General features: G+C 61.8%; 16 protein-coding genes. 12 read left to right on the top strand and 4 right to left on the bottom strand.

Going from position 1 to position 10,313, the window contains the following annotated elements; all coding sequences use genetic code 11:
- The 3 genes from ACIQ1A_RS09370 to hemB form a co-directional block, all read right to left on the bottom strand.
- The coding region (locus ACIQ1A_RS09370; RefSeq protein ID WP_395770806.1) for a DUF952 domain-containing protein at positions 1–242 on the bottom strand (242 nt) is incomplete at its 3' end.
- Positions 239–1,090, bottom strand: coding sequence for a shikimate dehydrogenase (aroE, locus tag ACIQ1A_RS09365; RefSeq protein WP_395770808.1), 852 nt, complete (start codon positions 1,088–1,090; stop codon positions 239–241). The genes aroE and ACIQ1A_RS09370, both read right to left, overlap by 4 nt.
- A 9-nt stretch (positions 1,091–1,099) precedes the next feature.
- Positions 1,100–2,086, bottom strand: coding sequence for a porphobilinogen synthase (gene hemB / locus ACIQ1A_RS09360; RefSeq protein ID WP_395770805.1), 987 nt, complete (start codon positions 2,084–2,086; stop codon positions 1,100–1,102).
- A gap of 41 nt (positions 2,087–2,127) precedes the next feature.
- Here hemB and ACIQ1A_RS09355 point away from each other — a divergent pair, with 41 nt between their 5' ends.
- Complete coding sequence (locus ACIQ1A_RS09355; protein WP_395770807.1) at positions 2,128–2,313, top strand: EAL domain-containing protein; 186 nt, start codon at positions 2,128–2,130, stop codon at positions 2,311–2,313.
- Here the strand turns inward: ACIQ1A_RS09355 and ACIQ1A_RS09350 are convergent.
- Positions 2,303–3,277, bottom strand: a complete 975-nt coding sequence (locus tag ACIQ1A_RS09350) for an NAD-dependent epimerase/dehydratase family protein (protein ID WP_395770804.1) — start codon at positions 3,275–3,277, stop codon at positions 2,303–2,305. The two genes, ACIQ1A_RS09355 and ACIQ1A_RS09350, sit on opposite strands and share 11 nt — an antisense overlap.
- A 65-nt stretch (positions 3,278–3,342) precedes the next feature.
- On the opposite strand from ACIQ1A_RS09350, the gene rsmG reads away from it, so the two are divergent.
- From rsmG to ACIQ1A_RS09295, 11 genes are all read left to right on the top strand, one after another.
- Complete coding sequence (rsmG, locus tag ACIQ1A_RS09345) at positions 3,343–3,984, top strand: 16S rRNA (guanine(527)-N(7))-methyltransferase RsmG (RefSeq protein ID WP_395770803.1); 642 nt, start codon at positions 3,343–3,345, stop codon at positions 3,982–3,984.
- 79 nt (positions 3,985–4,063) lie between these two features.
- A complete protein-coding gene (locus ACIQ1A_RS09340) occupies positions 4,064–4,849 on the top strand; it encodes a ParA family protein (RefSeq protein ID WP_395770802.1) in 786 nt (261 codons plus the stop codon).
- Entirely contained in the window at positions 4,849–5,727 is an 879-nt protein-coding gene (locus ACIQ1A_RS09335) for a ParB/RepB/Spo0J family partition protein (RefSeq protein ID WP_395770801.1), read from the top strand. The genes ACIQ1A_RS09340 and ACIQ1A_RS09335 overlap by 1 nt, the downstream gene beginning before the upstream one ends.
- 43 nt (positions 5,728–5,770) lie before the next feature.
- Positions 5,771–6,508: a glycosyltransferase family 2 protein gene (locus ACIQ1A_RS09330; protein WP_395770800.1), complete on the top strand. Its 738-nt coding sequence runs from the start codon at positions 5,771–5,773 to the stop codon at positions 6,506–6,508.
- Complete coding sequence (locus ACIQ1A_RS09325; protein WP_395770799.1) at positions 6,505–6,834, top strand: lipid-A-disaccharide synthase N-terminal domain-containing protein; 330 nt, start codon at positions 6,505–6,507, stop codon at positions 6,832–6,834. The genes ACIQ1A_RS09330 and ACIQ1A_RS09325 overlap by 4 nt, the downstream gene beginning before the upstream one ends.
- A 227-nt stretch (positions 6,835–7,061) precedes the next feature.
- Positions 7,062–7,298 carry a 50S ribosomal protein L28 gene (rpmB, locus tag ACIQ1A_RS09320; protein WP_297802368.1) on the top strand — a complete coding sequence of 79 codons (237 nt, stop codon included), beginning with the start codon at positions 7,062–7,064 and terminating at the stop codon, positions 7,296–7,298.
- Between the two features lie 12 nt (positions 7,299–7,310).
- Positions 7,311–7,475, top strand: coding sequence for a 50S ribosomal protein L33 (rpmG, locus tag ACIQ1A_RS09315; RefSeq protein ID WP_395770798.1), 165 nt, complete (start codon positions 7,311–7,313; stop codon positions 7,473–7,475).
- 115 nt (positions 7,476–7,590) lie between these two features.
- Positions 7,591–8,316: an SDR family NAD(P)-dependent oxidoreductase gene (locus ACIQ1A_RS09310; RefSeq protein WP_395770797.1), complete on the top strand. Its 726-nt coding sequence runs from the start codon at positions 7,591–7,593 to the stop codon at positions 8,314–8,316.
- A complete protein-coding gene (locus tag ACIQ1A_RS09305; RefSeq protein WP_395770796.1) occupies positions 8,316–9,215 on the top strand; it encodes a TIGR01777 family oxidoreductase in 900 nt (299 codons plus the stop codon). Before ACIQ1A_RS09310 ends, ACIQ1A_RS09305 begins: the two co-directional genes overlap by 1 nt.
- 26 nt (positions 9,216–9,241) lie before the next feature.
- Positions 9,242–9,475 (top strand): DUF167 domain-containing protein, encoded by a 234-nt coding sequence (locus ACIQ1A_RS09300; protein ID WP_395770795.1) that lies wholly within the window; start codon positions 9,242–9,244, stop codon positions 9,473–9,475.
- Between the two features lie 10 nt (positions 9,476–9,485).
- The gene (locus ACIQ1A_RS09295; protein ID WP_395770794.1) at positions 9,486–10,304 is read left to right on the top strand and encodes a class I SAM-dependent methyltransferase; all 819 of its coding nucleotides are present in this window, start codon (positions 9,486–9,488) and stop codon (positions 10,302–10,304) included.
- Positions 10,305–10,313 lie beyond the last annotated feature (9 nt).

Below are 10,313 nucleotides of genomic sequence, written 5' to 3'. Positions count from 1 at the left end.
GGATGCGGATCCCAGCGCAGATAATCGACCAAAGCCGCTTCGTCCAGTTTCAACAGGACCACCTGCGGCACATCGCTAAAGCGCCGCGCGAAAACACCCGGCACCTGCTCATGGCTGGCGGCATGGATGAAGCCTTCGCTTTCGAGTGATGCCGTGTGCCAGTAGCCGAGCTGTTGGGCATTTTCCCAATCGACAGGACGCGCAAGAATATAGACGCCGAACGGCAAGGCCTGCGGGGTCACTCGACGGCACCTTCGCCATCGGCCAGGCGGCGCAGTTCGGCATACACGGCCTCGGTATCCGGCCGCACGCCCTGCCAGATCCGGAAGCTCTCCGCGGCCTGTTCCACCAACATACCCAAGCCATCGAAGGCCTCGCCGCAGCCGGCGGCTTTGGCCCAGGCCAGAAAATCGATGGCGGCCATACCGTAACTCAGATCAACCGCCACCGTCTGCGTACCGGCCAAACGGAACGGCAGTTGCAAGGGCTGCGTGCCGCGCCCGGCGGAAGTGGCGTTGATGATCAGATCGAAATGACCCAGCTCGGGCAGATCCTGCCAATAGCGGGTATGCGCACGCTCCGGTTCCTGCAGGGCGTCCACCAGATCATCAGCACGCTCGGGCGTACGGTTGCACACCACCAGTTCACCGATACCGGCATCCATCAGTGCCGGCGTGACGCCGAAGGCGGCACCACCGGCGCCGAGCAGCAGCATACGACGGCCGCGCAGATCGATGTTGCGGCGCAGGCACAGATCATTCACCAGGCCGACACCGTCGGTGTTGTCGCCATGCCAGACGCCGTCGATGACACTGAGGGTATTGACCGACTGCGCGCGACGCGCACGCGGGGCCAGTTCGCCGCAGAGGTCCATCACCGCCCGTTTATGCGGCAGCGTAACGTTCGCGCCGACACCGCCTTCGGCCGCAAAGCGCGTCAAGCCCTGCGTCAGCGCTTCCGGTGACAGTTCCAAACGGTCGTAATCGAGATCGACCGACCACTGATTGGCAAAATGTTTATGGATATAGGGCGACAGCGAGTGATCGACCGGCTGGCCGATGACCGCGAAGCGTGCATGCGGCTGGCGCAAGGGCACGGCTCAGTCCTTCAAATAGCGGGCGGCATCGAGCGCATAATAAGTCAAAATGCCATCGGCGCCGGCACGCTTGAACGCCAGCAGCGATTCCATCACGCAGGCGCGCTCATCCAGCCAGCCATTCTGCGCGGCGGCCTTGATCATCGCGTACTCGCCGGAGACCTGGTACACGAAGGTCGGCATTTCAAAACGGTCTTTAACCCGACGCAACACATCCAGATAGGGCATGCCCGGCTTGACCATGATCATGTCGGCGCCTTCCTCGATATCGAGTGCGACTTCGCGCAGGGCTTCATCGCTATTGGCCGGATCCATCTGGTAGGAGTATTTGTTGCCCTTTCCGAGCGCCACCGCCGAACCGACCGCATCGCGGAACGGGCCGTAAAACGCCGAGGCGTATTTGGCGGAATAGGCCAGAATCTGGGTATTGACGAAGTTTTCTTCTTCCAGTGCTTCGCGGATGGCGCCGATGCGGCCGTCCATCATGTCGCTCGGCGCGACCACGTCGGCTCCGGCGAACGCATGCGAAAGCGCCTGCGCCACCAGCACCTCCACGGTTTCGTCATTCATCACGTACCCGGCTTCATTGATCAGACCATCCTGGCCATGGCTGGTGTAGGGATCAAGCGCGACATCGGTAATCACACCCATGTCCGGAAAGCGCGACTTGATGGCGCGGATGGCGCGCTGGGCCAAGCCGTTTTCCTCATAGGCCGCCTTGGCATCCAGCGACTTGGCGTCCGGCGCGGTGACCGGAAACAGCACCATGGCCGGAATGCCGGCGGTCATCGCCTGCTCGGCTTTGCGCACCAGTGCATCAATCGAAAGGCGTTCGACCCCCGGCATCGAAGCCACCGACGTCACCTGATCCAGCTCATGGACGAATACAGGCAGAATCAAATCGCTGACATCCAGACGATGTTCGCGCATGAGGCGGCGGGAAAACTCGGATGCGCGCATCCGGCGTGGACGTGACAGGGGGAAAGACATGGGCAACTCCGGGTTCGGTATGAGTATTTTAAGCCTATCAGCTGATCCACGCCATTCATGCCCTCGGGCTATCGTTGGGACTGAACGTCATCGCCGAGGGTGTCGAAACCGAAGCGCAGCGCGAATGTCTGATGGCGATCGGCGTCAAGACCGGGCAAGGGCATCTGTTCATGCCCTCGTATGCCATCGAGGACATCGGCTCGGCGCTGAAGATCGCTACGCCGTAACCATGCCTTCGGCGCGCATCCAGGCCAGCGTATCCGCCATTAACTGCGGCAACGGGGTTTCCCGGTAGCCAAGCTGGGCAATCGCCTTGCCGGAATCGACTTTCAGGTGATGGCAGGTCATGGCTACGGCTGCCGGCGTGATCTGCGGCATTTTGCCAGTCACCGCTGCGCTCATTTCACTCAATTGCCCGACGATGCGCAGCACCGCCTGCGGCATCGCCCGTTTGGCCGGCGGACGTCCGGATAACTGTGCAGCCAGCTGGACGAACTCCAGAAAACTGGCGTGGCTGCCGCCGAGCAGAAAGGATTCATTGCGCAGCCCGCTCTGCCAGGCACGCACCTGGGCTTTGGCGATTTCACGGACATCGGCGAAAGCACCGGATCCCGGTGGAACGCCGGGCAGGGTGCCGTCGTGCACCATCTTGACCAGCCGCGCCCAGTTGTTACGGTCACCGGGGCCGAGTACGTGCGAGGGATTGAACACCAGATACGGCAATGCCGACTGCCGTACCGCCTGCTCGCCGAGAAACTTGCTGCGCTCGTAGTTGATCCAGCTTTCACCGCCGCGCTGCGGCAGGGTTTCGGTCAGAGTCTCTTCAACCAGGTGCGAATAGGCCGAGATGCTGGAGGTGTGCACGAAACAGCTGACGTAGTTGGCTTCGGCGGCGGCCAACAGGCGCTCGGTGCCGGTGATATTGGTTTCATCCTGGACCTCGCGATCCCGTGACCAGGGGCTGGTGTTGGCGGCGCAGTGGAATACCGCCTCGACGCCCTGGCATGCCGCGTTCAGCGCACATTGGTCCTGCAGACTGCCGCGGACCGGCTCGGCGCCGGCATCCACCAGCACCGCATCGGAAGACGGGCTGCGCGAAAGGGTGCGCACGTGGTGTCCGTTGGCCAGCAGTTCGCGCAGCAGGTGACCGCCGACGAAGCCACTGGCACCGGTTAACAGTACATTGGCCATCCGCCGCCCTCCTGTGGTTTGCATTAGTGTATGCGCTGTGACGGCGTATTTGCGACAATGGACGCATGAATCCCGAGAACCATCAACTGTATGCCGACCTCTGCCGAGGACTGGATGCGCTTGCGCTCGACCGGCAGCACGCCGGCAAACTGCTGGACTACCTTGATCTGCTGGTGCGATGGAACAAAACCTACAACCTGACCGCGATCCGTGATCCCAACGACATGCTGGGTAAGCATCTGCTGGATTCGCTGGCCATGCACCCGTATTTCACCCAGGCATCGCTGGCCGACCTCGGCACCGGGCCGGGCCTGCCCGGCATTCCACTGGCCATCATCCGGCCAGAGGCTTCCGTCAGCCTCGTCGAGAGTAACGGCAAAAAAGCGCGATTTCTGCGCGAGGCGGTGCGCCAGCTCGGTCTCGACAACGCCCGTGTCATCGAGTCACGGGCGGAGGCGGTTGCCGAAGCGGGTTGTTATGCCGCCATCACCGCCCGGGCCATGGATCGCCTCGCCGGCATACTCGCCGTCGGCGGCCATCTATTGGCACCGGACGGCATACTGTTGGCAATGAAAGGCCCCCGTATCGCGGATGAAATCGCAGAGTTGGATGCCTGCTGGCAGGTCAGGGCCATTCACCCCTTGCACGTGCCGGGCCTGGATGCCGAACGCCAACTGGTGGTGGTCGGCCACGCCGCACGCCCATAAAAATTTACCGATGCAACGCCAAAGACCGCCGGCATTGGGCATAATGGAGGGCTGGAAGTCGCCGGTTACTGGAAGCTGAATGAGCCGCATCATCGCTATCGCCAATCAGAAAGGCGGGGTTGGCAAGACCACCTCCGCCGTGAATCTGGCTGCCGCCTTGGCCGCCACGCCGAAAAAAGTGTTGCTGGTCGATCTTGATCCCCAGGGTAACGCGACCATGGCCGCCGGCTTCGACAAACGCGAACTGGAACACGCCATCACCGAACTGCTGCTGGGTGAATCCGCCATCGAACAGGTGCTGCGCCGCAGCGAAGAAGGCTTCGACCTGATACCCGGCAACATCGACCTGACCGCTGCCGAAATCCAGCTGATGGACATGCCGGCGCGCGAAAGCCGCCTGAAGCAGGCCTTGGAGCCCATCCGGGACAATTACGACTTCATCATCATCGACTGCCCGCCCTCGCTGTCATTGCTGACCCTGAACGCGCTGGCCGCCGCTGACGGCATCATCGTGCCGATGCAGTGCGAGTACTTCGCGCTGGAAGGACTGAGCTCGCTGATCAACACCATCAACGCTTTGAAGCAGAAGCTCAATCCGGCCTTGGAAATCGACGGCATCATCCGCACCATGTACGACGTCCGCAACAATCTGGCCAATGCGGTCAGCAACGAGCTGACCCAGCACTTCGGCGACACTGTGTTCCGCACCTTGGTGCCGCGCAATGTGCGTCTGGCTGAAGCGCCCAGTCACGGCATGAGCATTCTGCGTTATGACCGCAGCTCGCGCGGCGCCCTGGCCTATATGGGTCTGGCCGGCGAAGTCATCCGACGCAACAACAAAACCAAGAACCAGGAGAGCGCATAATGGCAGCCAAGAAAACAGGACTCGGACGCGGCCTTGATGCGCTTCTCGGCGGCAATCTGAAGGCTGCCGCGGCGCCCGCTGATCTCAGCAAGGAAGGCTTGACCCGCTTGCCGATCACCAAATTGCAGCCCGGCAAATACCAGCCGCGCCGGGACATGAAAACCGAGAAATTGGCCGAGCTGGCCGATTCCATCCGCGCCCAAGGTGTCATTCAGCCGATCGTGGTCCGCGACATCGGCGGCGGCAAATTCGAAATCATCGCCGGAGAGCGCCGTTGGCGCGCGGCGCAATTGGCCGAACTGCGTGATGTGCCGGTGGTGGTGCGCGAGGTCGATGACCGCGCCGTCATCGCCATGGCACTGATTGAAAACATCCAACGCGAAGATCTCAATCCGTTGGAGGAAGCGACCTCCCTGCACAGGTTGATCGACGAATTCGACCTGACCCACCAACAGGCCGCGGAAGCGGTCGGCCGCTCGCGCGCCGCGGTATCGAACCTGCTGCGTCTGCTGGAACTGCCGGAAGCGATCCGCAAACTCGTTGAAGCCGGGCAACTGGAAATGGGCCACGCCCGCGCCCTGTTGACCCTGCCGGCCGATCTGGCCATCGCGCTGGCGCAGACTGCCGCCGCCGAACAGCTGTCGGTGCGCGAAGTGGAACGGCGCGCGCAGCAGGCCGGAAAAACCAAACCGACCGCGAAATCCGGTGCCGCACCGGCGCACAGCAATGCCGACATCGAGACGCTCGAACGCGAAATTGCCGATCTGCTCGGCGCAAAAGTGCAACTCAATCACGGCCGCAAAGGCAGCGGCAAGCTGGTCATCCACTACCACGGTCTCGATACCCTCGACGGCATTCTGGAAAAACTGCGGCGCTGACGCGCTACAATAGCGGTAGTTCCCAAGCCGACAGAGGCCACCCATGACGCTGGACAACGCCGCATTGCCGCAGGTTTCCGTGGTCGTTCCGGTATTCAACGAGCAGGACAACATCGCGCCGCTGGTGCATGAAATCACCGCCGCCCTGCGCGGCCTGCTGCCGTTCGAAATCATTTACGTCGACGACTGCTCCAAGGATGATTCGCGCGAGATCCTGAAACAGCTGCGGACAACCGTGCCCGAGCTGCGCGTGTTCGGCCATACCCGGCAGAGCGGCCAAAGCACCGCCATCCGCAACGGCGTCAAGCAGGCGCGCGGCGAATGGATTGCCACGCTGGACGGCGATGGCCAGAACGACCCGGCCGATATTCCCAAGCTGCTGGCGGCCCGCGATGCCGCCGATCCGGCGGTTAAATTGTTTGCGGGCTGGCGGGTCGAACGCAAGGACACCGGTTCGAAACGCTGGGCTTCGAAAGCGGCCAATGCCATCCGTTCCCGTCTGCTGCGCGATGAAACACCGGACACCGGCTGCGGCATCAAACTGTTCGAACGCTTACTGTTCCTCGACCTGCCCTACTTCGACCACATGCACCGCTATCTGCCGGCGCTGGTCAAGCGCGCCGGCTGGCAGTCGGTCAGCGTGCCGGTCAACCACCGTGAACGCAGCACCGGCGTCTCCAAATACAACAACCTGGGCCGCGCCTGGGTCGGCATTGCCGATCTGCGTGGCGTGAGCTGGCTGATCAAACGCAGCAAAATCACCGGAACCACCGAACTATGATGAACCTGCCAATTGAATGGCTGGCCTGGACCGGTCTGGTCATCACGCCCTGGAAACTGATCGGCTACACCGGTGCTCTGATGTTCGGCGGACGCTGGCTGGTGCAATTCATCGCCTCCAAACGCGCCGGCAAACCGGTAATTCCGCGGGTATTCTGGTACATGAGCGTGATTGGCAGCCTGATGACCCTGAGCTACTTCCTGTTCTCCTCCAAGCAGGACTCGGTCGGTGTTCTTCAGAACCTGTTTCCGACCTTCACCGCCCTGTACAGCCTGTATCTGGACATCAAGCATCGCGGCTGGCACCGCGACAAGGCCACGCACTAGGCCTTGGGCATCAAGGGCTTAGCCCGGTATTCCTTGTGGATTCAGCTAAGTATTTGCGCCATAAGGAAATCTTTGGCATAATAGTCGGCTCGCCCGAAGCTTCGGCTTGGCGGTGTGGTGCGCAATCCACACGGCCGTCAACGGGCACCTCCTCATTGCGTGCGGTTTTACCGCGAGGCCGATCTCACCCGGGCTATGGGTGATCCTTAAAAACCACGAGGTACGCCATGAGTCGTATTTGCCAAGTAACCGGCAAGGCCATGCAGAGCGGTAACAACGTCTCGCATGCCAACAACAAAACCCGCCGGCATTTCCATGCCAACATCCACGAGCGCCGTTTCTGGGTCGCCAGCGAAGACCGCTGGATCAAACTCAAGGTCTCGGCCCATGGCCTGCGTACCATCGACAAGCGCGGTATCGATTCCGTGCTGGCCGAACTGCGCGCCCGTGGCGAAAAAATTTAAGGAGCACTATCCATGTCATCGAAACGCGATAAAATCCGCCTGATCTCCACTGCCGGCACCGGTCACTTCTACACCACCGACAAAAACAAGAAGACCACGCCGAACAAAATGGAAATGTCCAAATACGATCCGGTCGTGCGCAAGCATGTCCCGTATAAGGAAGGCAAGATCAAATAAGCCTCGGCTTGTTGAAACGAAAACCCGCCTGATGGCGGGTTTTTTCATGGCCGGAGCACCACATTTCCATCACACCTGGGCTCGCATACTGGTTTTTTTTGGGTAGGAATGGGCCATGTCCGGAAGCATCCTCATCTTCGGCGCCAACGGCGGCATCGGCTCGGCCACGGCCCGCCTTTTGGCAGCACGTGGTCATCGCCTGCATCTGGCCGGGCGCAATGCAGATGCGATTACCGGCCTTGCCGCAGAACTCGGTGCAGGTCACAGCATCGGTGATGTTCTCGACGACGGCTTCATCGCCCAAGCCGCAAGCGAAGCCGGCGACCGTCTCGACGGTCTGGTCTATGCCGTCGGCAGTATTACCCTGAAAGCCCTGCCCCGGCTGACCCGTGCCGATTTCCTGCGCGATTACGAATTGAATGCGCTGTCAGCGGCCTTGGCGGTACAGGCCGCTTTGCCGGCATTGAAAGCCTCCGGCCGTGGTGCGGTGGTGCTGTTCAGCTCGATTGCCGCCAGCCAAGGCTTCGGCATGCACGCCTCCATCGGCATGGCCAAGGCGGCGGTTTCCGGACTGACCCTGAGTCTGGCTGCGGAGCTGGCACCGGCGGTGCGGGTCAATGCCATCGCGCCGTCACTCACGCAGACGCCGCTGTCGAAAAACCTCTGGCAGAACGAGGCCATGGCGCAAAGCATCGCTGCCCTACACCCGATTCCGCGGCTCGGCAGCGCCGAAGACATGGCCGGACTGGCGGCATTCCTGCTGTCCAATGAAGCCAACTGGATGACCGGGCAGATCATCGGTGTCGATGGCGGCCGCTCCAGCCTCCGGGTCAAAGGCTGATGCGCATTCTGGTCACCGGCGGTACCGGCTTCATCGGCAAGCCACTGGTGCATCGGCTTCTGTTGCGCGGCGATGATGTCACCGTTCTCAGTCGGCGTCCGACATCGGTGCAGGCGATTTTCGGCGAGGCGGCCGAAGCCTGGGATAGCCTGTCGGCATGGACTCCCGACCGCGCGTTCGATGCCGTCATCAATCTTGCCGGCGAACCGATCATCGACCGGGCCTGGACCGACACACGCAAACAATCATTGCGCAACAGCCGAATCGGTATTACTGGTCAACTGCTATCGGCCATGGCAAATGCAACGCGCAAGCCGGCGGTGTTTCTCAGCGGCTCGGCCATCGGGATTTACGGGGATACCGGATCTGTCGATATCACCGAACAGGCGCCGGCCGCGGGCGACTTCGGCGCGCGCCTGTGTACCGAATGGGAACAGGCCGCGCTGCCGGCGGAAGCACTTGGTGTGCGTGTTTGTCTGCTGCGTACCGGACTGGTCCTGCATGCCGATGGCGGCATGCTGAAAAAAATGCAGCTGCCATTCAAACTCGGCCTGGGCAGCCGCCTCGGTGACGGTCGGCAGATCATGAGCTGGATTCACCGGCATGATTATCTGAATGCGCTGCTGTTTCTGCTCGATCATCCGGACTGCCGGGGCGCCTTCAATCTGACCGCGCCGATGCCGGTCAGTAATCGCGAGTTCACCGCGGCGCTTGCCCACAGTCTGCACCGCAAAGCCCTGCTGGTGACGCCGGAATGGGCCTTGAAGCCCGTCCTCGGCGAGCGCAGTCTATTGCTGTTCGGCGGCCAGCGCGTCCTGCCGGCGGCGCTGCAGGCCCAGGGCTTCGATTTCCGCTTCACGGCACTTGCCGACGCCTTGGAAAACGCTGGAGTAAACTAAAGCGGTCCGTATCCTGCGAGCCGCCCGTGTCCGTGCCGAGTTCCCTGCAAGTCAAAGTCAAACCGAATGCCCGCGAAGACCGTTTCGTGCCGGGCGACGACGGCGTCTGGCTGGCCAGCATCAAGGCACAACCGGTCGATGGCAAGGCCAATGAGGCCTTGATCGCGTTGGTCGCGGCCTATTTCAAGCTGCGTAAACAGCAGGTCAGCATCAAATCCGGCGCCGGCGCACGCATCAAGCGTCTGCTGATCGCGCCTTAGGAATGACGATATGAACAGCAAGGAACAGGATTACGTTCTCGGTACGCACGATGCCGAAATCGGCCGCTTGCAGCTGCAGCACGGCATCTGGAAACAGCACGTGCGGGACTGCTGGCAGCGGGCCGGCATCGCACCCGGCATGCGTGTGGTCGATATCGGCTGCGGCCCGGGCTTCGCCAGCGCTGATCTGGCTGAACGTGTCGGCGCGCAGGGCGAAGTCATCGGCATCGAGCGCTCGGAACGTTTCATCGCTTTCGCCGCCGAGCATTGCCGTGCACGCGGCGTAGCGAACGTCGGCTTCGTGATGGCCGATGTGATGCAGGATGAACTGCCGGTGACCGGTGCCGATGCCGTATGGTGCCGCTGGCTGGCCATCTTCGTCAGCGACCCGGCACTCCTGGTCCAGAAAATGGCGGGCATGCTCAAGCCCGGCGGAAAACTGATTTTCCACGAATACGTGCATTACGAAACCTACCAGTCGGTACCGCCGAGCCCGCGCATCGAGGAATTCATCGCGCATGTGATGCGCAGCTGGCGCGATTTCGGCGGCGAACCGAATGTGGCGCGTTACCTGCCCGCGCATCTGGCGGCGGCCGGTTGCCGGGTGCTGGACACCCGACCGATCAGCTTCAGTGCGCAGCCGCACCAGCCGGTCTGGCAATGGCCGGCCAGTTTCATCGACATCAACCTGCAACGCCTGCTGGATCTTGGCCTGGTGGATGCGTCGTGGGTGGCCGCGGTCAAGGACGACATGCGCCGTTTGGAAGCGGATCCGAACGCGCTGCTGATCACGCCGATGGTGCTGGAAATCATTGCCGAGAAAGCCTGATGCATCCGG

Origin of the sequence: Arenimonas sp., from assembly GCF_044353605.1 — a bacterium.
GTDB lineage: Bacteria > Pseudomonadota > Gammaproteobacteria > Xanthomonadales > Xanthomonadaceae > Arenimonas.
The sequence above is the reverse complement of the archived record's forward strand: the minus strand, read 5'-3'. Positions and strand labels throughout refer to the sequence as shown.